Annotated in this window: 21 protein-coding genes and 1 pseudogene; 16 read left to right on the forward strand and 6 right to left on the reverse strand. The window is 61.7% G+C overall.

Annotation, left to right across the window (positions count from 1 at the left end):
* From HV822_RS00520 to HV822_RS00545, 6 genes are all read left to right on the forward strand, one after another.
* Window positions 1–717, forward strand: a complete 717-nt coding sequence (locus tag HV822_RS00520) for an electron transport complex subunit E (RefSeq protein WP_238871734.1) — start codon at window positions 1–3, stop codon at window positions 715–717.
* Between the two features lie 9 nt (window positions 718–726).
* A complete protein-coding gene (nth, locus tag HV822_RS00525; protein ID WP_238871735.1) occupies window positions 727–1,362 on the forward strand; it encodes an endonuclease III in 636 nt (211 codons plus the stop codon).
* A 131-nt stretch (window positions 1,363–1,493) separates the two neighbouring features.
* Complete coding sequence (locus HV822_RS00530; protein ID WP_238871736.1) at window positions 1,494–1,673, forward strand: PA3496 family putative envelope integrity protein; 180 nt, start codon at window positions 1,494–1,496, stop codon at window positions 1,671–1,673.
* 158 nt (window positions 1,674–1,831) lie between these two features.
* On the forward strand, window positions 1,832–2,035 hold the full coding sequence (locus tag HV822_RS00535; RefSeq protein WP_238871737.1) for a DUF2061 domain-containing protein: 204 nt from the start codon (window positions 1,832–1,834) through the stop codon (window positions 2,033–2,035).
* A 251-nt stretch (window positions 2,036–2,286) separates the two neighbouring features.
* The gene (locus HV822_RS00540; protein WP_238871738.1) at window positions 2,287–3,483 is read left to right on the forward strand and encodes a serine/threonine protein kinase; all 1,197 of its coding nucleotides are present in this window, start codon (window positions 2,287–2,289) and stop codon (window positions 3,481–3,483) included.
* Window positions 3,480–4,259, forward strand: a complete 780-nt coding sequence (locus HV822_RS00545) for an MlaA family lipoprotein (protein ID WP_238871739.1) — start codon at window positions 3,480–3,482, stop codon at window positions 4,257–4,259. Before HV822_RS00540 ends, HV822_RS00545 begins: the two co-directional genes overlap by 4 nt.
* A gap of 2 nt (window positions 4,260–4,261) precedes the next feature.
* Here the strand turns inward: HV822_RS00545 and HV822_RS00550 are convergent, their stop codons facing one another.
* Window positions 4,262–4,714 carry a YcgN family cysteine cluster protein gene (locus HV822_RS00550; protein ID WP_238871740.1) on the reverse strand — a complete coding sequence of 151 codons (453 nt, stop codon included), beginning with the start codon at window positions 4,712–4,714 and terminating at the stop codon, window positions 4,262–4,264.
* Between the two features lie 3 nt (window positions 4,715–4,717).
* Window positions 4,718–4,969 (reverse strand): glutaredoxin family protein, encoded by a 252-nt coding sequence (locus tag HV822_RS00555; RefSeq protein ID WP_238871741.1) that lies wholly within the window; start codon window positions 4,967–4,969, stop codon window positions 4,718–4,720.
* 133 nt (window positions 4,970–5,102) lie between these two features.
* On the opposite strand from HV822_RS00555, the gene HV822_RS00560 reads away from it, so the two are divergent.
* The gene (locus HV822_RS00560) at window positions 5,103–6,431 is read left to right on the forward strand and encodes a deoxyguanosinetriphosphate triphosphohydrolase (protein WP_238871742.1); all 1,329 of its coding nucleotides are present in this window, start codon (window positions 5,103–5,105) and stop codon (window positions 6,429–6,431) included.
* On the opposite strand, the gene HV822_RS00565 is transcribed toward HV822_RS00560, so the two are convergent.
* From HV822_RS00565 to HV822_RS00580, 4 genes are all read right to left on the reverse strand, one after another.
* Window positions 6,418–7,275 (reverse strand): hypothetical protein, encoded by an 858-nt coding sequence (locus HV822_RS00565; RefSeq protein WP_238871743.1) that lies wholly within the window; start codon window positions 7,273–7,275, stop codon window positions 6,418–6,420. The two genes, HV822_RS00560 and HV822_RS00565, sit on opposite strands and share 14 nt — an antisense overlap.
* Window positions 7,276–7,290: 15 nt before the next feature.
* Window positions 7,291–7,677 carry a lactoylglutathione lyase gene (gene gloA / locus HV822_RS00570; protein ID WP_238871744.1) on the reverse strand — a complete coding sequence of 129 codons (387 nt, stop codon included), beginning with the start codon at window positions 7,675–7,677 and terminating at the stop codon, window positions 7,291–7,293.
* Window positions 7,678–7,791: 114 nt separating this feature from the next.
* Window positions 7,792–9,009, reverse strand: a complete 1,218-nt coding sequence (locus HV822_RS00575) for an argininosuccinate synthase (protein WP_238871745.1) — start codon at window positions 9,007–9,009, stop codon at window positions 7,792–7,794.
* 155 nt (window positions 9,010–9,164) lie between these two features.
* Window positions 9,165–10,070 carry a flagellar protein MotY gene (locus tag HV822_RS00580; RefSeq protein WP_238871746.1) on the reverse strand — a complete coding sequence of 302 codons (906 nt, stop codon included), beginning with the start codon at window positions 10,068–10,070 and terminating at the stop codon, window positions 9,165–9,167.
* A gap of 137 nt (window positions 10,071–10,207) precedes the next feature.
* Between HV822_RS00580 and pyrC the strand changes: the two genes are divergently transcribed.
* The 9 genes and pseudogenes from pyrC (at window position 10,208) to HV822_RS00625 (ending at window position 23,669) form a co-directional block, all read left to right on the forward strand.
* The gene (gene pyrC, locus HV822_RS00585) at window positions 10,208–11,242 is read left to right on the forward strand and encodes a dihydroorotase (RefSeq protein WP_238871747.1); all 1,035 of its coding nucleotides are present in this window, start codon (window positions 10,208–10,210) and stop codon (window positions 11,240–11,242) included.
* A 26-nt stretch (window positions 11,243–11,268) separates the two neighbouring features.
* Window positions 11,269–11,943, forward strand: coding sequence for a ribonuclease T (gene rnt / locus HV822_RS00590; RefSeq protein WP_238871748.1), 675 nt, complete (start codon window positions 11,269–11,271; stop codon window positions 11,941–11,943).
* 248 nt (window positions 11,944–12,191) lie between these two features.
* Entirely contained in the window at window positions 12,192–13,160 is a 969-nt protein-coding gene (locus HV822_RS00595) for a TAXI family TRAP transporter solute-binding subunit (protein ID WP_238871749.1), read from the forward strand.
* A 156-nt stretch (window positions 13,161–13,316) separates the two neighbouring features.
* A complete protein-coding gene (locus HV822_RS00600; RefSeq protein ID WP_238871750.1) occupies window positions 13,317–15,908 on the forward strand; it encodes a TRAP transporter permease in 2,592 nt (863 codons plus the stop codon).
* Between the two features lie 2 nt (window positions 15,909–15,910).
* Window positions 15,911–16,339, forward strand: coding sequence for a universal stress protein (locus HV822_RS00605; RefSeq protein ID WP_238871751.1), 429 nt, complete (start codon window positions 15,911–15,913; stop codon window positions 16,337–16,339).
* Between the two features lie 208 nt (window positions 16,340–16,547).
* Entirely contained in the window at window positions 16,548–17,759 is a 1,212-nt protein-coding gene (locus HV822_RS00610; protein WP_238871752.1) for a nitrate/nitrite transporter, read from the forward strand.
* 4 nt (window positions 17,760–17,763) lie between these two features.
* The gene (locus tag HV822_RS00615) at window positions 17,764–19,431 is read left to right on the forward strand and encodes a bifunctional protein-serine/threonine kinase/phosphatase (protein WP_238871753.1); all 1,668 of its coding nucleotides are present in this window, start codon (window positions 17,764–17,766) and stop codon (window positions 19,429–19,431) included.
* Window positions 19,432–19,701: 270 nt separating this feature from the next.
* Window positions 19,702–20,943, forward strand: a pseudogene (locus tag HV822_RS00620) (NAD(P)/FAD-dependent oxidoreductase); the annotation flags it as partial.
* Window positions 20,944–20,972: 29 nt separating this feature from the next.
* Window positions 20,973–23,669, forward strand: coding sequence for a nitrate reductase (locus tag HV822_RS00625; RefSeq protein ID WP_238871754.1), 2,697 nt, complete (start codon window positions 20,973–20,975; stop codon window positions 23,667–23,669).
* Window positions 23,670–23,683: the final 14 nt, after the last annotated feature.

A 23,683-nucleotide genomic window follows, 5' to 3' on the forward strand; every position in this document is an offset into this window, starting at 1 on the left:
ATGGCCAATAAAACACTCACCGAGATCACCGCCGACGGCCTGTGGCACAACAACCCGGGACTGGTGCAACTACTCGGTCTTTGCCCGCTGCTGGGCGTCAGCAGCTCGGTAGTTAACGCGCTGGGTCTGGGCTTGGCCACCATCCTGGTACTGACCGGCTCCAACCTCGCGGTCTCGCTGATCCGCAGCGCAGTCACCGACGCGGTGCGCCTGCCCGCTTTTGTGATGATCATCGCCGCACTGACCACCTGCATCGAACTGCTGATGCAGGCGTTCACCTACGAGCTGTATCAGATTCTCGGCATTTTCATCCCGCTGATCGTCACCAACTGCGCCATTCTTGGCCGCGCCGACGCCTTTGCCTCCAAAAATCCGCTGCTGCCGTCAATGGTCGACGGTTTCATGATGGGCCTTGGTTTCACCCTGGTGCTGATCGCTCTCGGCGGTCTGCGCGAGCTGGTCGGGCACGGCACCCTGTTTGCCGGCATGGACCTGCTGCTGGGTTCCATCGCGACCGACTGGACGCTGGTAGTGTTCCCTAATTACAAGGATGTGCTGTTTGTCATCCTGCCGCCCGGCGCCTTTGTCTTCATGGGTCTGCTGATTGCCCTGAAGAACCTCATCGACGCCAAGGTCAAGGAGCGCGCCGCTGCCCGCGAGGTCAAGCCAGCAGCGGCTGGCAGCAAGCGCGTACGGGTCACCGGTACCATCAACTGAGCCTGGCCGATGAACAAGGAAAAACGCTACGAGATCTTCCGCCGCTTGCGTGAAGACAACCCGCACCCGACCACCGAGCTGAACTTCAGCACACCGTTTGAACTGCTGGTCGCCGTTACCCTGTCGGCGCAGGCGACCGATGTGGGCGTTAACAAGGCCACCGATAAACTGTTTCCGGTGGCCAACACCCCGGAGGCGATTTACGCCCTGGGCGTCGACGGGCTGAGCGAATACATCAAGACCATTGGCCTGTTCAACAGCAAGGCGCGCAACGTGATTGCCGCCTGCAAGATCCTTATCGAGCAGCACAACAGCCAGGTACCCGACAACCGCGAAGCGCTCGAAGCCCTGCCCGGCGTCGGCCGCAAAACCGCCAACGTGGTGCTTAATACGGCGTTCGGCCAGCCGACCATGGCCGTCGACACGCATATCTTCCGTGTCAGCAACCGCACCGGCATCGCCCCTGGCAAGAATGTGCTGGTAGTCGAAAAGCAGCTGCTCAAGCACGTGCCCAAGGAGTTTCTGGTCGACGCCCACCACTGGCTGATTCTGCACGGGCGTTACGTGTGCAAGGCGCGCACACCACAATGTGGCAGCTGCCGAATCGAGGATCTGTGCGATTACAAGAACAAGACCTCCGACTGATTGCGCTGCGCCTACCCAGCAGTAAGCAACCTGCGCTTTTTCGCTGTTTTCAATAAAAAAATTCTATTTCCGCAAATCCGACTTCACGTTTATAAGGTGCGCAAATGGCATCTTCACTGTGGAGTTGAGTCATGGCCAAAGCAAAATCCGATATCGAGCTGGACGACGACGACTTCGTCGAAGACGACGATACCCCAGACACCGATAACGCCCCCAATACACGCAACAGTCTGACCAAGCGCCGGCTGATTGATAACTACCTCGAAGAACGCCGCCTGCAAAAGCAGCTGTCCGACTTCGACTTTGACTGACTTCTGCCGCCCACTGCATCGCCCCGCACAGCGCGGCGATGCACGATTACCTTTGGCTATCGCGGCTATACAACAAATCCCCTTGCCCGTCGTGCTGGCGGCTTCTAATCTGACACCATTCAGCAATGATTCTCATTTAATGCTTGTCGGAGCCAGCCATGATCAAAACCATCACTTTTGCCTGCATGCACTTTTCCATCGCCTTCGGCGTGGTGTACCTGATGACCGGAAGCATTCTCGTAGGGGGCGCCGTGGCGCTGGTTGAGCCTGCCGTCAACACTGTCGCATTCTACTTCCACGATAAGCTCTGGAACCGTGTGCAGCAGCGTCGACAGACTGTCTCCAGCGCACTCATCGCCTGATCGACAGCAGGGTTTCACGGCGCACCGGCAATCGGCTGGGCGGGGCTCCAGGCCCCGCGCGCACCCGGCCCGGGGGAACTTTTCGTGCCTCAAGCGGGTATTTGTAGGGACTTGCCAATTTATGCCACCAGGAAAGTGACGCCTTGCCAATCTATCGAAAGACGCTCGGAATCTGCGCCGGATTGCTCACCGCCTTTACGCTCACAGCCAACGCCCAAACGCCTTACGCTTACCCGGTAACCAACCCATTTATGGCTACTGTTGCCGGTACTCCAGAAAAGCTGCGAGCGCCCGTCCCCAGCGACGTAGATGTGCAACAGACGGACCTGAAAGTACGGGTGCTGCCCGAGCGCAACCTGCCACCGGCGCTGTCCGAATACCGTGACCTGCATTATCGCGTGGCATGGCATGATGAGGCGGCTCCGCTGATCTTTCTGGTCGCCGGTACTGGCTCCGGCTACGACAGCACCCGCATGGACTTTCTCAAGCGCCTGTTCTGGCAGGCCGGTATGCACGTAATCGTGCTGTCTTCACCCTCCAATCACGACTTTATCGCCGCGGCGTCGCGCAGCGGCCTGCCTGGCATGGGCGCCGATGACGCGCGCGACCTGCACACTGCGATGAGCATGGCGGTCGAAAAGGCGCAGCAAAAACTGGGATTCGAGGTAACCTCCTACCGCCTGGCCGGCTTCAGCCTTGGCGCCCTGCACGCCGCCTTTGTAGCAGAGCTGGACAGCCGTCTTGGCCAGTTCGACTTTGAACGCGTCCTGCTACTCAACCCGCCTGTTGACCTGTACGCCTCGGTTGGCCGTCTTGATGCCCTCTCCTACACCAAGATCCAAGGCGTGGACGACAACGACAGCTTCTACGAGCATATCTTTCAGAAGCTGTCTCGGCACTTTGCCAACCGCGGCAACAGCGACATTCAGGAAAGCCTGTTTGCAGAAATTCAGAGTTCGCCCGAGGCGCTGACAGACGCCGAGCTGGCCATGCTGATTGGCGCGGTGTTTCGCTTCTCTGCCGCCGACCTGAGCTTTATGAGCGATCTGGTCAACCACGGTGGGCGCTACGTACCAGCGGATCAGCAGCTCAGGGTCAGCACGTCTCTCACGCCGTATCTGCGCCGCGCACTGTTCTGCGACTTCACCTGCTATATCAACGATCAGCTGCTGCCTGCCTGGCAGTTGGAAAACGCCGGCAAGACCATCGAAGACATGGCCTGGGAAACCAGCCTGCGCAGCCTGCAGGACTACCTGCGCGACAACCGCAATATTGCCGCGGTCAGCAATGCCGATGACCTGATTCTGGCTGAAGACGACTATCGCTTCCTTGCCACTACCCTTGGCGAGCGTGCCTTTCTCTACCCCAGCGGCGGGCACGGCGGCAATCTGGACTACGCACCAGTGGCAGAACGCTACCTGGCCTTCCTGCAGGGAGGTGCCCAATGAAAACATGCATGCCACTGGCCCTGCTGACCGCAACCCTGACTATCGGCGGCCAGGCTCAAGCCCAAAACGCCGCAGCTGAGGTGCCCGCCTACCAGGATCCATTGCTGAAACTGGACATTGACGAGCGCGAAAACCGCTACCAGTTCGAGCGCTCCAGCCTGCGCGCACTCAAGGTGCAAGACCCGCTGGAGGGTATCAATCGTCGTATCTATCGTTTCAACGCGCGTTTTGACCGCTACGTCTACCTGCCGGCAGTGCGCACGTACGTCTGGGCCACCCCTAAACCGGTCCGCACGGGCGTATCCAACGTCTTCGACAACCTGCGCGACATCCCCAACCTCGGCAACAGTCTGCTGCAGGGCAAGTTCCACCTCAGCGCACAAACCACCGCGCGCCTGCTGTTCAACAGCATTTTCGGGCTGGCCGGCATCTTCGATGTCGCCGAAAGCATGGGCCTGCCGCAACAGGACGAGGACTTCGGGCAGACCCTTGGCGTCTGGGGCGTGCCACCCGGCCCCTACGTAGTCATTCCCTTCCTCGGCCCATCGAGCCTGCGCGATGGCACCGGCCGCGCGGTTGACTGGGTATTTGAGGATTACGTCAACTTCATGGAAAACCGCGATTTCATGAACAACTACCAGGCCACCTGGGGGCTGTGGGCCATTGATCTGCGCTACGGCATCCCTTTCCGTTACGGTGCGCTGGACAGCCCCTTCGAGTACGACCAGGTGCGCTACCTGCATACCAAGCTGAGGGAGTTTGAGATTTCGCGTTGAGGCTAACCAACGCGAAAGATGATGTGATCTTCCCAGTCGTCATCGGCCACGCTGCCTTCGGGCAGCATCTGGCCAGACAGCGATATACCGGCCTTGTGCACGGCCTGTTCGTCGCCGCATACCAACGGATGCCATGGCGGCAGGTCTTTGCCCTCGGCCACCAGGCGATAACCGCAGGTCGGTGGCAGCCAGGCAAAATCGCGCGCCTTGCCCGGGGTCAGCTGAATGCAGTCGGGCACAAACCGCTGACGATTGGGATAGTCGCTGCAGCGGCAGGAGTCCAGATCCAGCAATTTGCAGGCAACACGGGTGTAGTAGATCGCCTGCGCGTCGTCTTCGTCTTCCAGCTTCTGCAGGCAGCACAAGCCGCAGCCGTCGCACAACGACTCCCACTCGTCCGGCTCCAGTTCCGTCAACGTCTTGCGCTTCCAGAAGGGTTCTACACGCATCGCCATGGCTTAACCCTCTTCGCGCAGATGATCGGCCAACCAGTCCATCAGCTGCGGCAAGTCAAACGGCCAGTCCAGCTCGGCGCCGGTATCAGAGCGCTGCAAAACCGGTATACGCAGCTGATAGCGCGCCATCAGCGCCTCGCTGTCGGCGATGTCCACCTGCCTGATAGAGACAGTGTTAGCCAGTGGCGCCAGTTCAGCCAGCGCGGCGTCGCAAAGATGGCACCCGAGGGTGCCGTAGAGAGTCAGTTCAAGCATGGGCAGGCACAGCAGCAAAAGCCGGCATTCTACCCCTTTTGCCCGTTCGCTGTTGCCCATTCATCGTTACAGACCCCGGCTTGGCAGCAGGACTGCGGTGCCACATACTCGGGGCTGATTCAGGGAGCCAACTATGGATTGGGAAACACTGCTGTGCCGCGAACGACTGGGCAAACCGGTCGCTAGCGACGATGAACTGGGGCGTACGCCCTTCCACAAGGATCACGACCGCGTCATTTTCTCCGGCGCTTTCCGCCGCCTGGGCAAAAAAACCCAGGTTCACCCGGTATCCAGCAACGATCATATTCACACGCGCCTGACCCATAGCCTGGAAGTAGGCTGCGTCGGCCGTTCACTCGGCATGCGAGTGGGCGAGATGCTGCGCAGCGAGATGCCGGACTGGTGCCAGCCCGCCGATCTGGGTGTCATCGTACAGGCCGCTTGCCTGGCCCACGACATAGGCAACCCGCCCTACGGCCATTCCGGAGAAGACGCAATCCGCCACTGGTTTCGCCATGCCAACCAGCGCGGATTGCTGGAACAACTGAGTGAAGCTGAGAAACAGGACTTTCTGCACTTTGAGGGCAATGCGCAGGGCTTCCGGGTGCTGACCCAAATCGAATACCACCAGGCAGAAGGCGGCATGCGCCTTACCTACGCGACCCTCGGTGCCTACCTGAAATACCCCTGGACCGCCCGGCACGCCAACGAACTGGGCTACAAGAAGAACAAATTCGGCTGCTATCAGGCCGAATTCCCACTACTGCAGCAAATTGCCGACAAGCTGGGCCTACCCGCGCTGGGCGAGCACCGCTGGGCGCGTCACCCGCTGGTCTATCTGGTCGAAGCCGCTGACGACATTTGCTATGGCCTGATCGATCTTGAGGACGGCCTGGAAATGGACCTGCTGGCTTACGCCGAAGTGGAGCGCGTGCTGCTCGATCTGGTCGGGGATGATCTGCCCGAAACCTACCGCCAGCTAGGGCCAAACGACTCCCAGCGGCGCCGGCTGGCGATTCTTCGTGGCAAGGCTATCGAGCATCTGGTCAATGCCGCCGCCCAGGCTTTCATTGACCAACAGCCTGCACTGCTGGCCGGTGCGCTGCAGGGTGATCTGGTCGAGCATATGCCGCCGGCGGCGCGCAACTGCGTGCTTACCGCCAAGGATATGGCCCGCAAGCGCATCTTTCAGGACAAACGCAAGACGCTGCACGAGATTGGCGCCTACAGCACCCTGGAGACCTTGCTGGAAGCATTCTGCGGCGCGGTCAACGAGCTGCATGCCGGGCAGAACCTGAGTTTCAAGCACCAGCGCATACTCGACCTGATAGGCCACACCATTCCGCAAGCCGACTGGCCACCCTATCGCAGCTATTTACGGGTACTGGACTTCATTGCCGGCATGACCGACCTGTACGCCGCCGATATGGCCGCACAAATCCGCGGCATCAGTCCGGCGTAGTGCCGGACTGCTCCAGCCGCTCAAGCAACAAGTCCACCAACAGCAGTTGCGCACTGATCGCCTGGGTCGCAATCTGAAAGTAGTCCGCTGAACGCAGCGCCGCTGGCTGCTGTTCCAGCAACTCGCGGATGTGTTGCAACAGCACATCCAGTGCCTCCTCAGCGGCGCGCACTGGCTGATCCAACAATGGACGCAGTGCCGGATCCGATACCAACCGCGCCAGCGCCGCGTAGCACTGCTCATTCACACGGCTGCTGAGCTGCGCAAGACGCGCACGCCAGACCGGCAGGTTCTGCCGGTTCGCCGCGATGCCGGTACCGATGGCCCGCGCCTGGCCGAGCAGCTCAATATTCTGCAGCAGTTCAAGCCATTGCCCCTCTGCTTGCGGGGCCAGACGACCCAGACACACCAGGTCAAACCGCTCCGCCAGCGCGGCAATGGTATCGAGCAGCGCTTGCACCAGCTCGGTCTGCAGGCCCAGCAAGTGCTCAGGGGCTACCGCGTCGTCCGCCTGTTCCACACGCTCCCACAGCTGCAACGCCTGATGCCAGCCGGCCAGCCAGTGCAGAGTCGGCTGATGCGGACGGCAACACTCAAATAGCTGCCGCACCTGCTGATCGACCGACCACAAACGCGCTTCCAGGGCGCGCTCGCCTGACTGCACACCGTAAGACAGTCCACGGCGACGCTGCACCTGCTCAATCAACTGGCGCAGCAGGCGTATCTGCTGCAGCGCGATGCGTCGCGCTTGTTGTTGCTCACGTCGGCGGCGCCGACGCGAATACAGCCAGGTCACTACTATCAGCAGAATCAGAAGAGTCAGTAGCGTCCCAACCATAGTCACGCCCACCTCCAGTCGCTACTCCCTGGCCGACAGCAGCTCGATACGGTAGCCGTCCGGGTCTTCCACAAAGGCGATCACGCGCGTGCCGTGTTTCATCGGTCCGGCCTCGCGTACCACATGCCCGCCGGCTGCGCGGATCTGCTCGCAGGCGCGATATACATCCAGCACCTCGATAGCGATATGGCCGTAGCCGCTGCCCAACTCATAGCGGGCGGTATCCCAGTTCCAGGTGAGTTCCAACACCGCGTGCTCAGCCTCATTGCCGTAACCGACAAAGGCATTGGTAAAGCGCCCGTCAGGGTAATCCTTGCGACGCAGCAGCGTCATGCCAAGTACTTCGGTGTAGAAAGCGATGGATTTTTCCAAATCTCCAACACGGAGCATGGTGTGCAAAATTCGCATGATCGGCGCCCTTGCGTGGATATACAGACAAAGCTAGCGGTTTCACCGCTGCGCGTAAACGAAAACGCCCGGTGAAATCACTTTCACCGGGCGTCAGGCCGTGCAGCAAGTGGCTTAGAGCAGCTTGCGGCCCTTATTGGCAGCAATGCGCATGCGCAGTGCATTCAGCTTGATAAAGCCGGCCGCATCTGCCTGATCGTAAGCACCAGCGTCGTCCTCGAAGGTTGCGATGTTGGCATCGAACAGCGAATCGTCGGACTTGCGACCGACAACAATCACGTTGCCCTTATAGAGCTTCAGGCGCACAACACCGTTTACGTTGACCTGCGAAGCGTCGATCATTTCCTGCAGCATCACACGCTCAGGGCTCCACCAGAAGCCGTTGTAGATCAGCTCCGCGTACTTGGGCATCAGGCTGTCTTTCAGGTGGGCCACTTCACGGTCCAGGGTGATGGACTCGATGGCGCGGTGACCCTTGAGCATGATGGTACCGCCGGGGGTTTCGTAGCAGCCACGGGACTTCATGCCGACAAAACGGTTTTCAACGATATCCAGACGACCGATACCGTTGTCGCCACCCACCTTGTTCAGGTAGGTCAGCACTTCAGCCGGCGTCATGTCCTTGCCATCGATGGCCACGATGTCGCCATTGCGGTAGGACAGCTCCAGATAGGTGGCCTGATCCGGTGCGTTCTCCGGCGAAACCGACCAGCGCCACATGTCTTCTTCATGCTCGGCCCAGGTGTCTTCCAGCACACCGCCCTCGTAGGAGATGTGCAGCAGGTTGGCATCCATGGAGTACGGCGACTTCTTCTTGCCGTGGCGCTCGATCGGAATGTTGTTCTGCTCGGCGTAGTCCATCAGCTTCTCACGCGACAGCAGGTCCCATTCACGCCAGGGTGCAATCACTTTAACGCCCGGCTTCAGCGCATAAGCGCCCAGCTCAAAGCGCACCTGGTCATTGCCCTTGCCGGTAGCGCCGTGGGAGATGGCGTCGGCACCGGTTTCGTTGGCGATTTCGATCAGGCGCTTGGCGATCAGCGGACGGGCGATAGAGGTGCCCAGCAGGTATTCGCCTTCATAAACGGTATTGGCGCGGAACATCGGGAACACGAAATCACGCACGAATTCTTCACGCAGATCGTCAATGTAGATTTCCTTCACGCCCAGGGCTTGAGCCTTGGCACGCGCGGGTTCTACTTCTTCACCCTGGCCGAGGTCGGCGGTAAAGGTCACCACCTCGCAGTTGTAGGTTTCCTGCAGCCACTTGAGGATGACCGAGGTATCCAGACCGCCGGAATAGGCCAGGACGACTTTCTTGACTTCTGCCATTTCGTGCTCCCATAAAAGCAAGACTGAACCGCCACTCCGAACGGAGCGGGCGAAAGGCGCCTATTCTAGCGCCAGACAGGCGGGAATCACAGGGGAGTCGGGGCGATAGCGCTATTACCGCTGCTAGTGACGGGCAAACGAAACCACAACAGGCGCTAGTTGTATTGCAAACGCACCATCACGCGGCGGTTGGCCGCACGCCCTTCGGCCGTGCGGTTGCTGGCAATCGGATAGCGGTCACCGTGAAAACGCATGCTAAATAGCGACTCTTCCACGCCTTGGGCCATCAGATAGTCGCGCACGGCCAAGGCGCGCTGACGCGAGAGCTCGCGGTTATCCAGCCGATTGCCCTGGTTGTCCGAATGGCCATCGAGCACGATTTCGCTAACCTCGTCGGCCGCCTGCAGGTACTGCAGAATCGCATCCAGCATGCCCTTTGCCTCGTCGCTCAGCACACTGCCGCCAGAACGAAAGCTGATATTGCTCTGCTCGGCCTGGGCCGCGCTGATCGGCAGCAGCTTGCTGACGCAGGCCTGGTAGTCATTCCAGGCCTGCTGGTAGCCAACGCTGGACACCACCACGCGGACCGATTCACTACCGGCCGCACTGCTGCGCATGATGGTCGGCTGCAGACCGGAGGCAAGGCCGGCGAGCATTCTGCCCGCCTGCTCAAAGGGCAGCAGCATGGCCTGGCTACCGGGCGCAACCACGCCTTGACCCACCGGCTGCGCCGCACTCCCCGGCCGCCATGGCGGTGGATCGTTGAAGATTTGTGCCGTCCCGGGGCGCATGGGGTTATCCCAAGCCTTGAGCTCAAAGGCCGCACGCTCGCCAGCGCGGCGAACAAAAGTAGCCTCGCCGTAGCCCGCCACCGATTGAGACAGACGGCAAGCGAACTGGTCTCCTGCCACCTGCCAGCGGACATCTTCCATTCGGGTCTGGAAGGTCATCGCCTGCGCTGGCAGTGCCACGCTCAGCAGGATAGTCAGATAGGTTCGCGTCACCAGGGTGTCTCCACGCTTGCTCCACAGCGCTTGGCGCATGGACGGAAAATCTCTCATGTCGGGCTCATCGGCCATCCAACCAAAAACTTTAGGGTCTGTGGCCGCGCTATCTTGCGACAGCCGACCGGCGGCAGAGTGTCAAAAGCAGGCCCTTTGCGGTAGCATTGCGCCATTCTTTAGCAGTGGATTCCCCCATGACTGACCGCCTGACGCTAACCCGCCCGGATGACTGGCATATTCACCTGCGCGACGGTGCCATGCTGCAACACACGGTGCCCGACGCCGCCCGTAGCTTTGGTCGCGCCATCATCATGCCCAATCTGGTGCCGCCGGTACGCGACGCCGCCGAGGCAGCCGGCTACCGCGAGCGTATTCTCGCCGCCCGCCCGGCTGGCTCACAGTTTGAGCCGCTCATGGTACTGTATCTGACCGATCAGACCTCCCCTGAGGTCGTTCGCCAGGCCAAAGCCAGCGGTCAGGTGGTAGCCGCCAAGCTCTACCCGGCTGGCGCCACGACCAATTCCCAGTCTGGTGTCACCGCGCTGGAGAACATCTATCCCGCGCTTGAAGCCATGGCCGAGGTAGGCATGTTGCTGCTGGTGCACGGCGAGGTGACCCATGCCGAGGTCGATATCTTCGACCGGGAAAAAGCCTTCATCGACCAGCAACTGGTCAAGGTGGTTGAGCGCTTCCCTACCCTCAAGGTGGTATTTGAACACATCACCACCGGCGATGCCGTCAGCTTCGTCCAGCAGGCGCCTGACAACGTTGGCGCGACCATCACCGCCCATCACCTGATGTTCAACCGCAACCACATGCTGGTTGGCGGTATTCGCCCGCACCTGTTCTGTCTGCCGGTGCTCAAGCGTCAGACGCACCAGCAGGCACTGCGCGAGGCCGCCATCTCCGGCTCAGCCAAGTTCTTCCTGGGCACCGACTCCGCGCCACACGCACGCCATGCCAAGGAAGCGGCCTGCGGCTGCGCCGGTTGCTACACGGCTCACGCGGCCATCGAGCTGTACGCCGAGACCTTTGATGAACTGGGCGCGCTGGACAAGCTTGAGGGTTTTGCCAGCTTCCACGGACCGGATTTTTACGGTCTGCCGCGCAACACCGATACCATCACCCTGGTCCGTGATAGCTGGGCGGTACCAGCAGAGCTGCCGTTCGGTGATCAAAACGTCGTCCCGCTACGCGCTGGCGAACACATTCACTGGCGTCTGGCCTGATACTTATCAACCGTTAAGGAAATACCGTGAGCGAGTTCGACTTTGACGATGAAGAACGCGATCCCGTGACCTCGGGCAAGGCCAAATCGCCGCTGGCCTATCGCTTTCGAGGCTTCCTGCCGGTGGTGGTGGACGTGGAAACCGGTGGCTTCAACGCCGCCACCGACGCCCTGCTGGAGATTGCGGCTACCACCATCAATATGGATGACGACGGACTGGTCTATCCGGACCAGACCAGTTTCTTCCGTATCGAGCCGTTTGAAGGCGCCAATATCGAAGCCGCCGCGCTGGAGTTCACTGGTATCAAGCTCGATCACCCCCTGCGTCAGGCGGTGACCGAAGAGCACGCGCTTGGCGAGATCTTCAAGCAGATCCGCAAGGCCATCAAATCGGCCGGCTGCAAACGCGCCGTGCTGGTTGGCCACAACGCGTTTTTCGATCTGGGGTTTCTCAACGCTGCGGTCGCCCGTACCGACCTCAAGCGCAACCCCTTCCACCCCTTCTCCTGCTTTGATACCGCCACACTTGGCGGCCTGGCCTACGGCCAGACCGTACTGGCCAAGGCCTGCAGTGCGGCGGGCATCGACTTTGATGGTCGCGAAGCCCACTCCGCGCGCTACGACACGGAGAAAACCGCCGACCTGTTTTGCACCATCGTCAACCGCTGGCGTGAAATGGGCGGCTGGCCCCCGGTCGAATAACGGCCGGCAGCCCAGTGTCGTCCTGCTTGCCCAGGTGCGGCACTGGGGTTAAGGTCGCAATGAAAGTGAAATCATCCACTACACTGAATCGGTAATCCTGTTCGGCTCTGCAGCAGGACAGGAACGCTCTGTTCACACGCGCTGATCAGTTCCCGTCCCACTCGGGGCTTGGCGGAATTTATCTGCCTGTAGCGTGGTCTACGGCCAGAGGCCGGACCATTGATAATCAGAAAAAGGAGTCATTTCACATGCGCAAATCCCTTGCCCTGCTGTTCTCAGCCACCATCGGATACGCTTCCCTGGGCGCCACGCCTGTTGCCGCCGAAACCTTCGTGACCATCGGTACCGGTGGCCAGACTGGCGTTTACTACGTTGTCGGTCAGTCGGTGTGCCGACTGCTCAACCGCAACAGCGCGGACCACGGTATTCGCTGCAACGCGCCGTCCAGCGGCGGCTCGGTGGCCAACGTCAACGCGATTCGCGGCGGCGAGATGAACATGGGTGTGGTGCAGTCCGACATTCAGTACAAGGCCTACGAAGGTATCCAGAGCTTTGAAGCCGATGGCGCCTACAGTGACATGCGCGCGCTCTTCGCCCTGCACGGTGAACCGCTGACCGTGGTCGCCCGCAAGGATGCCGGCATCGCCGGTGTCGCAGACCTGAAAGGCAAGCGCGTGAACATCGGCAACCCGGGCTCCGGTCAGCGCGACACCATGGATGTGGTCATGGGCGCCCTGGGCTGGACCGTGGATGACCTGGCCCTGGCCTCCGAGCTGGGCGCCGCCGAGCAGGCAGCGGCTCTGGGCGACAACAACATTGACGCCATGGTCTATGTGGTCGGCCACCCGAACGGTTCGATCCAGGAAGCCACCACCACGGTCGACGCCAATCTGGTATCGGTATCGGGCCCGGAAATCGATCAACTGATCAGCGAGCGCCCCTACTACGCCAAGGCCATTATCCCCGGCGGCCTGTACCGCGGTAACGACAACGACACCGAAACCTTCGGCGTGCGCGCCACCCTGGTTGCCTCGACCGCCACCGACGAAGAAACCGTGTACCAGACCGTGAAGGCGGTGTTCGAGAACTTCGACCGCTTCAAGCGCCTGCACCCGGCCTTCGCCACCCTCAAGGAAGAGGAAATGATCAAGGAAGGTCTGTCCGCTCCGCTGCATGACGGCGCCATCCGCTACTACAAGGAACGCGGCTGGATGTAACGCCAAAAAGGGGCCGTCCACTGGACGGCCCCTTTTGTTTATGCGCCTGAACATCCCATTGCTCTGCAGTGTGGCTCCACAAGAGCCGCCTGCCCCGGCCGTTCTATCAGAGCCGCCTCAGGATAAAACACCAATAAACAGGAGAAGCGCGCAGCCATGAGCCAGACAAGCGACGCCAATGATCTGAATACCGAGCTTGAAGACCTCGTCGCCTCCAGCGACACCGGAGCCCGCAAGCCAAGCGGAGCCGCACGCAAGCTGCTGCTAAGTGTTGCTGCAGCCTGGTCCGTATTCCAGCTATGGATCGCCTCGCCCTTGCCTTTCATACTGGGTTTCGGGGTGTTTAACAGTACAGAGTCTCGCTCGATCCATCTGGCATTCGCCGTGTTTCTGGGCTTTATGGCCTACCCCGCTTTCAAGCGGTCACCGCGCGAGTACATCCCCGTCATTGACTGGGTTTTGGCGCTCGTGGCCGCGTTTTGCGCCGCGTATCTCTATATTTTCTATACCGACTTGGCCGCACGGCCGGGCCGTCCGATCACGCAGGATGTGATCGTTGCCGTTATCGGCCTGGTGCTCCTGCTGGAGGCAACTCGCCGCGCCCTTGGGCCACCGCTGATGATCGTGGCCCTGGTGTTTATTGTGTATTCCATGGCCGGCCCCTGGATGCCGGGCATTCTTGCGCACCGTGGCGTCAGCCTCGAAGCGCTGATCAACCACCAGTGGCTGACCACCCAGGGTGTATTTGGTATCGCCCTGGGCGTATCCACCAGTTTTGTATTCCTGTTCGTGTTGTTCGGCTCGCTGCTCGACAAGGCCGGTGCCGGCAACTATTTCATCAAGGTCGCCTTTTCGCTGTTGGGCCACTATCGCGGCGGCCCGGCAAAGGCCGCCGTGGTCGCCTCCGGCATGACCGGGCTAATCTCCGGGTCGTCCATCGCCAACACCGTGACCACCGGCACTTTCACCATTCCGATGATGAAACGGGTCGGCTTTTCTGCCGAGAAGGCCGGCGCGGTCGAGGTTGCCTCCTCGGTCAACGGCCAGATCATGCCGCCAGTGATGGGCGCTGCCGCCTTTTTGATGGTTGAGTACGTTGGCATTTCCTACGTCGAGGTAATCAAACATGCCTTTTTGCCCGCGCTGATCTCCTATATCGCGCTGGTGTACATCGTGCACCTGGAGGCGGTGAAAGCCGGCATGCAGGGCCTGCAGAGCAGCAACCCGCCGCGCCCACTGCTACGCAAGGTGCTCGGCTTTATGACCGGGCTGATCCTGCTGATGGCGCTGTCCTTTGCGGTTTACTACGGCCTGGGCTGGCTCAAACCCCTGCTCGGCGACGCCGCCGGCTGGGTGATCGGCGCGGCGCTGGGCGCGGTCTATATTGGCCTGCTGAAAATCGGCTCTCGCTACCCCGAACTGGAAATGGATGAACCCGATGCGCCGGTCGTCAGCCTGCCGCAGACCAGACCCACGGTGATGTCAGGCCTGCACTTTATTCTGCCGGTGATCGTGCTGATCTGGTGCCTGATGGTGGAGCGCCTGTCACCCGGCCTTTCTGCCTTCTGGGCCACGGTACTGATGATCGTCATTATCATTACCCAACGCCCGCTGATGGCGCTGTTTCGCGGCCAGGGTGAAACCGGCGCTGCGGTTGTTCAGGGGCTGGACGACCTCTGGCAGGGCCTGGTAGCCGGCGCACGCAACATGATCGGTATCGGCATTGCCACCGCGACCGCCGGCATCATCGTTGGCGCGGTTTCCCAGACCGGGGTGGGCCTGGTGCTGGCAGACCTGGTTGAAATCCTGTCAATGGGCAACCTGCTGCTGATGCTCGCGCTGACAGCGGTGCTCAGCCTGATTCTTGGGATGGGTCTGCCGACCACCGCCAACTACATCGTGGTATCAGCGTTGCTCGCGCCGGTGATCGTTACCCTGGGCCAGCAGAGCGGCTTGCTGGTGCCGCTGATTGCGGTGCACCTGTTTGTGTTCTATTTCGGCATCATGGCGGATGTGACCCCGCCGGTCGGCCTTGCCTCCTTTGCCGCTGCGGCCGTATCAGGCGGCGACCCGATCCGCACCGGCTTTCAGGCCTTCTATTACAGCTTGCGCACCGCCGCGCTGCCCTTCCTCTTCATCTTCAATACCGACCTGCTGCTGATCGACGTGGACTTTATGCACGGCCTGCTGATCTTTGCGGTGGCCACCGTGGCCATGCTGATCTTCGCAGCGGCCACGCAGGGCTGGCTTGTCGTAAAAAGCCGCTGGTACGAGAGTCTGCTGCTGTTGCTGGTCGCCTTTACCCTGTTTCGCCCCGGCTTCTGGATGGACATGCTGCACGACCCCTACCGCAGCGTGCCGCCGGCCCAGCTGGAGCAAGCACTGGGGCGTGTTGATGAAGGCAGCAATTTGCGCATTCAGGTCAATGGCGAGGACGACATCGGCCAGCCACGTACATTTTTTGTGCTGGTGCCGGTGCCCGATGGAGAAACCGGCAGCGAACGCCTGGACAAGCTTGGCCTGCTGCTGATGCAGGACGGCGAGCGCACACTGGTGGATATGGTGACCTACGGCAGCCCGGCGGCGGATATGGGTTTCGACTTCGATCAGGAAATTGTTGAAATCCTGGCCCCGGTAGATCGCTGGGCCAAGGAGTGGATGTGGATTCCCGGCATCGCCGTATTTCTGCTGGTGATTGGACTGCAATGGCGCCGGCGCCCCGCCGCCGCCTCAAGCGCGAGGGCCTGAGCATGTACAACAAGATTCTGCTGCCGATCGACCTGAATCACAAACAGTCCTGGGACAAGGCGCTGCCCACGGCGCTCAGCTTCTGCCAGACCTACAACGCCTCACTGCATATTGTCACGGTACTGCCTGACTTCGGTCTGCCACTGGTGGGCGGCTTCTTTCCGCGCGAATACGCGGACAAGGCCAAGAAAACCATCAGCGCCAACCTCAAAGCCTTTGTTGCCGAGCACGTGCCCAAGGGCGTCAAGGTCCAGCGCATCGTCGCCGACGGCAAGGCCTACGAGGCCATCCTGCGCGTAGCCAAGAAGGTGGATGTAGACCTGATCGTCATGGCGTCGCACAAACGCAAACGGTTGGAGGATTACCTGCTGGGAACCAACGCGCTGCGTGTCGTGCAGCAGTCGCGCCGATCGGTCATGATTGTGCGCTGACCTACGCCGCTTTAATCAACCAGCCCAAACCGCTGGCACAATATCTGCTTGCTTTCAGGTAGGCGGCCTCATCGAAAGGCCGCCACATGGACAACGGCGTCTCCTCCAGCCCGACTCAGGTCGACCGCTGGCGGCGGCGTTTTTTTATGCCTGAATTGGAGCCACGGCACGCCAGACGGCCGCTCCAGGGTTCTCAGAGGAATACCGCATGCACACCAGCTTCTGGAAAGCCGGCCACACGCCGACCCTGTTTTCAGCTTTTTTGTACTTCGACCTGAGCTTTATGGTCTGGTATCTGCTTGGCCCTCTCGCGGTGCAGATTGCCACCGATCTGGAATTGAGCGCACAGCAACGGGGCATCATGGTCGCCACCCCTATCCTCGCCGGCGCTCTGCTGCGCCTGGTACTAGGCTTTATGGCCGACCGGCTGTCGCCCAAAACCGCAGGCATCATTGGCCAGGTAGTAGTGATCATTACACTGCTGCTGGCCTGGCAACTGGGCATCAGCAGTTATGAGCACACGCTGCTGCTGGGCCTTGGCCTGGGCTTTGCCGGCGCCTCGTTCGCCGTGGCGCTGCCGCTGGCCTCGCAATGGTACCCGCCCGAGCATCAGGGCAAGGCCATGGGCATCGCCGGCGCCGGCAACTCGGGCACCGTCATGGCTGCGGTCTTCGCGCCGGGCCTCGCACACCTGTTCGGCTGGCAGAACGTGTTTGGCCTGGCCTTGATTCCGCTCGGCATCGCGCTGATCGTTTTTATGCTGCTGGCCCGCAACGCCCCCAGTCGCTCGGCACCCAAGGCACTGGCAGACTATGCCCGCGCGCTGCGTGACGTCGACAGCTGGTGGTTCATGTTCTTTTACAGCGTCACCTTTGGCGGCTTTATCGGCCTGGCCAGCGCCCTGCCCGGCTATTTCAGCGACCAGTACGGCCTCAACCCGGTGACTGCGGGTTACTACACCGCCGCCTGCGTGATGGCCGGCAGCCTGATGCGCCCACTCGGCGGCGCGCTGGCTGACCGTATCGGTGGTATCCGCGCGCTGCTGTACATGTATGGCATTGCCGCGGTATGTATTGTCATTGTCGGCTTTAACTTGCCCAGTTCCTGGGCTGCACTCGCCTTCTTTGTAGCCGCCATGCTTGGCTTGGGCACGGGCAATGGCGCGGTGTTTCAACTGGTTCCGCAGCGCTTTTTCCGCGAGATTGGTGTGATGACCGGGCTCATCGGCATGGCCGGCGGCGTGGGTGGCTTTATCCTGGCGGCGGGCCTGGGCGCCATCAAGCAGCATTCTGGCGACTATCAACTCGGCCTCTGGCTGTTTGCCTCACTCGGCCTGCTTGCATGGTTTGGTCTGTACAACGTCAAACGCCGCTGGCGCACCACCTGGGGCGCGTCCAGCATGACCGCAGCGCGGGTCTGACAATATGACGCTGCAACTTAGCATCTGCGAGGCGAGCGACAAGGGCCCACGACAGGAGAATCAGGACGCCCTGCGCGTGGTCACCCCAGTGCCCCAGCTGGCCACCAGCAAGGGCCACCTGCTCGCCGTTGCCGACGGCGTCACCCAGTGTGCCGACGGTGCCCTGGCGGCTCAGACGACGGTACAGGCGTTGGCCCTGGACTACTACTCCACGCCGGAAACCTGGGCCATTGCGCAGGCACTGGACAAGCTGCTGACCGCACACAACCGCTGGCTTCGTGCCAACGGCGGCGGGCAACCCTTGCTGACCACACTGACCGCCCTGATCCTGCGCGGACGCCGTTACTGTCTGGCGCACGTAGGTGATTGTCGCGCCTATCTTCTGCGCGAAGGCAAATTGCGGCAGCTGACCAGCGAGCACGTGTGGGAGCACCCGGGTATGGATCATGTGCTCAAGCGCGCCATGGGCCTGGATGAGCACCTGCTGATGGACTACAGCGACGGTGCCCTGCACCTCGGAGACCAGTTCCTGATTGTCAGTGATGGCGTTTGGGCCGCACTGACCGACGCCGACATTCAAGGTAGCTTGCAGCAGCACCCCTTCGAGCAGCAGTGTCAGCGGCTGCTCGAGCTGGCCTGGCAACGCGGCAGTCAGGACAATGCCAGCGCCCTCTTGGTACGGGTCGATGCCTTGCCCGACAGCACCTTGGGCGAGGCGCTGGCGCCACTTGATGAACGGGCCCTGCCGCCGCGCCTGCAGGCCGGACAAGCCTTTGAAGGCTGGGATGTCGTCAGTCTACGAGGCGAGTCTCGCCAATCGATGATCTACCGGGTGCGCGACCCGCTGCAGCAGACCTGGCTGCTAAAGACGCTACCCGCCGCCCTGCACGATGATGAGGCCGCCCGCCAGGCACTGGTGTTGGAAGAGTGGTTTCTGCAGCGGGTGGCCGGTGACTTCACCCCGGAACTGCACCCGCTGCCACAGCGCCGACACCTCTACTACGTCATGCGCGAACACCCGGGCCAGACCCTGGAGGCACGCAAGCGGCAGCACGGACTGATGAGCATTGCCGCCTGCAGAACGCTAGCGACCCAGCTCTTGCGCGCCGTGGGCAAGCTGCACCAGCGTAACCTGATCCATTGTGACATCAAGCCGGAAAACCTGCTGCTGGGCGATGACGAGCGCCTGCGCTTGCTGGACTTTGGGCTCTGCTACTGCCCCGGCTTGTCCGCTGGCGACCGCATCAGCGCGGCCGGCACGCCTAGCTACATGGCGCCAGAAACGCTTGCCGGTGCAACGCCAACCCCAGCGCAGGACATCTACGCCTGCGGCGTTACCCTCTATTATCTGCTGACCGGGCACTACCCCTACGGCGAAGTCGAAGCCTTCCAGCGCCCGCGCTTCACACAGCCTACACCAGCCAGCCGCTACCGCCCGGACATCCCACCCTGGCTGGACGATCTGTTATTGCGCGCCGTTGCCAGAGAGCCGGCCCAGCGCATTGAAACGGCGGAACAGTGGCTGTTGGAGATGGAGCAAGGCGAACAACGCCCGCTGCTAACCCGCAGCCAACCCCTGCTGGAGCGCAATCCGCTGGCATTCTGGCGTTGGCTGGCAGCCGCATCACTGACAGCCAATCTGGTACTGCTGGTGCAATGGCTAGCGCCCTGAGTGTCGAGCCAACGGTGACTGCCCCACCGCAGTGCACCGCGCCACATGATTGGGCAAAAAGACTTTAATTCTTTCTCATAAAGTGCACTTAAGCGCATGATTTAAATATAAAAACACTCTTGGCACGCCGCCTGCATTAAACGAAATAACAACAGGCGGCCGGCTTAACGATTAGCGCCGTCTCACATAGTTTTTCCGGACAAAGGCGTCCCTGCTGCTCTCGCGGCAGGGGCGCCTTTTCTGTTTTCCGCCCTTAGGGAGCGCCACACGATGCGAAAACTGAAACTGGTGCTGATCGGCAATGGCATGGCAGGCGTTCGTACCCTCGAAGAGCTGCTGAAGCTGGCGCCTGATCTGTACGACATCACGGTCTTCGGCGCAGAGCCTCACCCCAACTACAACCGCATCATGCTGTCGCCCGTACTGGCCGGCGAACAGGACTTCAATGACATCGTACTGAACGATCTTGACTGGTACCGCGAGCACAACATCACCCTGCACCTGGGCAAGCGAGTAGCCCGCATCAATCGCGCGGCGCGCAGGGTGATTACCGAAGACGGCACCGAGGCGGAGTACGATCGCCTGCTACTGGCCACAGGCTCCAACCCTTTTATCCTGCCCGTGCCTGGCAACGACCTACACGGCGTGATCGGTTACCGCGATATCAGCAACACCCAACAGATGATGAAAACCGCTCGCACCCACCGCCACGCTGTGGTGATCGGCGGCGGCCTGCTAGGGCTTGAAGCAGCCAACGGCCTACGCCAGCGCGGCATGGACGTCACCGTGGTGCACGTAGGCAAATGGCTGCTGGACCGCCAACTGGATGAAACCGCCGGCCACCTGCTGCAGCAGGCGCTAGAGTCGCGGGGCATCCGCTTTGCACTACAACACCACACCGAGCGCCTACTGGGCGACAGCACAGGCCGTGTCTGCGCCGTTGCCTTCAAGCATGGCGAGCAGATTCCTGCCGACCTGGTGGTTATGGCTGCCGGCATCCGCCCAGCCACGGATATCGCCGCCGACGCAGGGTTGGCCTGTGATCGCGGCATTCTGGTCGACGACACGCTGCAAACCTTCGATCCGCGCGTGTACGCCATCGGCGAGTGCGCGCAGCACCGAGGCGTAGCCTATGGGCTGGTGGCACCGCTGTTCGAACAGGCCAAGGTCTGCGCCAACCATCTGGCAATGCTGGGATACGGCCGCTATCTGGGGTCCGTCACCTCGACCAAACTCAAGGTAACCGGCATCGACCTGTTCTCAGCCGGCGACTTTATGGGGGACGACAGTTGCGACATCGTCACCCTGCGCGACCCGCAGAGCGGCAGTTACCGCAAACTGGTGATCCGCGATGACGTACTGGTTGGCGCTTGCCTGTACGGGGACACCCGCGAGGGCAGCTGGTACTTCAACCTGGTGCGCAGCGGTCAGCGCATTGGCGCGCAGCGTGATTTTCTGATGTTCGGCCGAGCCCTAGCCACTAGCGCACATGAGCCTCAGCCCGAGACGCTGCAGCCAGTGGCCGAGCGGAGGCTGGCCTCATGAAGCAAACCGCCTCCACCTGCTGCTACTGCGGCGTTGGCTGTGGCGTGCTGATCGAGCACGACGGCCAACGCATCCACAACGTCAAGGGCGACCCGGCGCACCCGGCCAACCTCGGCCGCCTGTGCAGCAAGGGCTCCACCCTGCACCTGACCGGCGACCTGGCGGCCCGCGCCCTGCAACCGGAACTGCGTCTAGGTAAAAGCATGGCGCGCAGCCGCACTGATTGGGACAGCGCCCTGGGTCACGCGGCGGAGGTGTTTGCGCGCACCATTGCTGAGCACGGCCCCGACAGCGTGGCCTTCTATATCTCCGGCCAGTTGCTGACCGAGGACTACTACAGCTTCAACAAATTGGCCCGGGCGCTGATCGGCACCAACAACATCGACAGCAACTCGCGCCTGTGCATGTCCAGCGCGGTCGTCGGCTACAAGCGCAGTCTCGGCGCCGATGCACCGCCCTGCTCTTACGAAGACATCGAGCAGAGCAACTGCCTGCTGATTGCCGGCAGCAACATGGCCTACGCCCACCCGGTACTGTTCCGCCGGCTGGAAGCCGCGCGCGAGGCTAATCCGGCGCAGAAAATTATCGTGATCGACCCACGCCGCACCGAGACCTGCGACGTCGCCGACCTGCATCTGCCGCTGCGCCCCGGCAGCGACGTCGCACTGTTTCACGGCCTGCTACATCTGCTGCTGGAAAATGGCCAGGTAGACCACGCCTTTATCGAAGCCCATACCGACGGCTTCGAGGCGCTGCAGACACTGGTGGCAGACTACCCGCCAGCCCGCGTCGCCGCCCTGTGCGATATTAATGAAGCGGACCTGCGCCAGGCGGCTGAGCTGATCGGCAGCGCCGACAGCTTTCTCTCGCTCTGGTGCATGGGGCTCAACCAGTCCAGCGCCGGCAGCGCCAAGAACAACGCGCTGATCAACCTGCACCTGGCCACCGGTCAGATCGGCAAGGTCGGCGCCGGCCCCTTCTCGCTGACCGGCCAGCCCAACGCCATGGGCGGCCGCGAAACCGGCAGCCTGTCCAACCTGCTGCCGGGCCACCGTGACGCCGCCAATGCCGAGCATCGCCGCGAGGTCGCTGACTACTGGGGCGTAGCCGGCCTGCCGGAGCAACCCGGCCTGAGCGCCATCGAGCTATTCGAGGCGGTGCGCGATGGTCGTATCAAGGCCCTGTGGATCGCCTGTACCAACCCGGCCCAATCCATGCCGGACCAACAGTTGATCCATCAGGCGCTCAGCCTGTGCCCCTTTGTCATAGTGCAGGAAGCCTTCAGCACCACCGAGACCTGTCACTATGCCGACCTGCTGCTACCCGCCGCCAGTTGGGGCGAGAAGGAAGGCAGCGTGACCAATTCCGAGCGGCGCATCAGTCACGTGCGCCCCGCCATTCCCGCCCCCGGCAGCGCCCGTGGCGACTGGGATATCGTCTGCGACTTCGCCCGCAGGCTGGAGCAAAAATTGCGCCCCGGGCACCCCAGCCAGTTTGCCTTTGCCCGGCCAGCCGAGCTGTTCGACGAATACAAGGGGCTGACGGCCGGCCGCGACCTCGACTACAGCGGGCTGAGCCATGCACTGATCGACGAACTGGGCCCGCAGCAATGGCCCTTCCCGGCTGGCAGTCGCCAGGGCACCGCGCGGCTGTATGCCGATGGCCACTTTGCTACCGCCGACGGCCGCGCGCGTTTTGTTACCGAGCCCCATCGCCCACTCAGTGAACCGGCCGACCGCGACTATCCGCTGGTGCTCAACACCGGCCGCCTGCGCGACCAGTGGCACGGCATGAGCCGCACCGGCACCGCCGCCCAGCTGTTCGGTCACGTGGAACGCGCCCAGTTGGCCATGCACCCGCAGGACATGCAGCAACGCGGGCTAACCGAGGACGACCTGGTGACTCTTAGCAGTCGACGCGGCAGCTTGATTTTGCCAGTGCAAGCCGACAGCCAGCTGCGCCCCGGCGAAAGCTTTTTGCCGATGCACTGGGGCAACCGTTTTCTCAAGGGCCTGGGCAGCAACCGCCTGACCCTCAGCAACCACGACCCGCTGTCCAAGCAACCCGAGCTCAAACAGGCCGCCGTGCAGGTGGTCCGCGCAGAACTCCCCTGGCAGCTGTTTGTATTGGTGGAAGGTGATGTACAACAACGCTTTGCCCGCCTGCGCGAGCTAGCAGAATCCTTCGACTACCTGAGCATTGGCCTGGTTGGCCGCGACCGCCCTGCGGTTCTGCTGCGCGCCGCCGCCACCCAGGCGCCCGACGCCGCCCTGCTGCGTCAGCTGGATCAGGCTTGCGAACTCGACAGCCCACAGGCACTGAGCCTGGAAGACAGCGCGCGGCAGATCAGCAAACGCATCGCACTCGATGGCCAGCGCATCATTGCCCTGCGCCTCAGCGGCGAGACCCTGGCCCGCGACTGGCTGCGCAAACTCTGGCAAGACGCCGATGACATTACCGACCTGCGCCGTTGGTTGCTGGCCCCGGTCGCCACCCCGCCGGGTGTCAGCGCCGCCGCCACGGACAAAACCACTTGCAACTGCATGAACGTCAGCCAAAGCCGCATCTGTGCCGGCATCGAGCAAGGCATGCAGCTGGACGATTTGAAGCGCGAACTCGGTTGCGGCACCCAGTGCGGCTCCTGCGTTCCGGAAATAAAACAACTGCTGGCCAAGACCGCAGTCCCCGCCTGATGCAGGAGAAACAG

The organism is Halopseudomonas maritima (assembly GCF_021545785.1).
Taxonomy (GTDB): Bacteria; Pseudomonadota; Gammaproteobacteria; order Pseudomonadales; family Pseudomonadaceae; genus Halopseudomonas; species Halopseudomonas maritima.

Excerpts from the sequence above, each read along its gene's own strand:
- HV822_RS00520 (WP_238871734.1), top strand. The coding sequence starts at position 1 with ATGGCCAATAAAACACTCACCGAGATCACCGCCGACGGCCTGTGGCAC.
- nth (WP_238871735.1), top strand. The coding sequence starts at position 727 with ATGAACAAGGAAAAACGCTACGAGATCTTCCGCCGCTTGCGTGAAGAC.
- HV822_RS00530 (WP_238871736.1), top strand. The coding sequence starts at position 1,494 with ATGGCCAAAGCAAAATCCGATATCGAGCTGGACGACGACGACTTCGTC.
- HV822_RS00535 (WP_238871737.1), top strand. The coding sequence starts at position 1,832 with ATGATCAAAACCATCACTTTTGCCTGCATGCACTTTTCCATCGCCTTC.
- HV822_RS00540 (WP_238871738.1), top strand. The coding sequence starts at position 2,287 with ATGGCTACTGTTGCCGGTACTCCAGAAAAGCTGCGAGCGCCCGTCCCC.
- HV822_RS00545 (WP_238871739.1), top strand. The coding sequence starts at position 3,480 with ATGAAAACATGCATGCCACTGGCCCTGCTGACCGCAACCCTGACTATC.
- HV822_RS00550 (WP_238871740.1), bottom strand. The coding sequence starts at position 4,714 with ATGGCGATGCGTGTAGAACCCTTCTGGAAGCGCAAGACGTTGACGGAA.
- HV822_RS00555 (WP_238871741.1), bottom strand. The coding sequence starts at position 4,969 with ATGCTTGAACTGACTCTCTACGGCACCCTCGGGTGCCATCTTTGCGAC.
- HV822_RS00560 (WP_238871742.1), top strand. The coding sequence starts at position 5,103 with ATGGATTGGGAAACACTGCTGTGCCGCGAACGACTGGGCAAACCGGTC.
- gloA (WP_238871744.1), bottom strand. The coding sequence starts at position 7,677 with ATGCGAATTTTGCACACCATGCTCCGTGTTGGAGATTTGGAAAAATCC.
- HV822_RS00575 (WP_238871745.1), bottom strand. The coding sequence starts at position 9,009 with ATGGCAGAAGTCAAGAAAGTCGTCCTGGCCTATTCCGGCGGTCTGGAT.
- HV822_RS00580 (WP_238871746.1), bottom strand. The coding sequence starts at position 10,070 with ATGAGAGATTTTCCGTCCATGCGCCAAGCGCTGTGGAGCAAGCGTGGA.
- pyrC (WP_238871747.1), top strand. The coding sequence starts at position 10,208 with ATGACTGACCGCCTGACGCTAACCCGCCCGGATGACTGGCATATTCAC.
- HV822_RS00595 (WP_238871749.1), top strand. The coding sequence starts at position 12,192 with ATGCGCAAATCCCTTGCCCTGCTGTTCTCAGCCACCATCGGATACGCT.
- HV822_RS00600 (WP_238871750.1), top strand. The coding sequence starts at position 13,317 with ATGAGCCAGACAAGCGACGCCAATGATCTGAATACCGAGCTTGAAGAC.
- HV822_RS00605 (WP_238871751.1), top strand. The coding sequence starts at position 15,911 with ATGTACAACAAGATTCTGCTGCCGATCGACCTGAATCACAAACAGTCC.
- HV822_RS00610 (WP_238871752.1), top strand. The coding sequence starts at position 16,548 with ATGCACACCAGCTTCTGGAAAGCCGGCCACACGCCGACCCTGTTTTCA.
- HV822_RS00615 (WP_238871753.1), top strand. The coding sequence starts at position 17,764 with ATGACGCTGCAACTTAGCATCTGCGAGGCGAGCGACAAGGGCCCACGA.
- HV822_RS00625 (WP_238871754.1), top strand. The coding sequence starts at position 20,973 with ATGAAGCAAACCGCCTCCACCTGCTGCTACTGCGGCGTTGGCTGTGGC.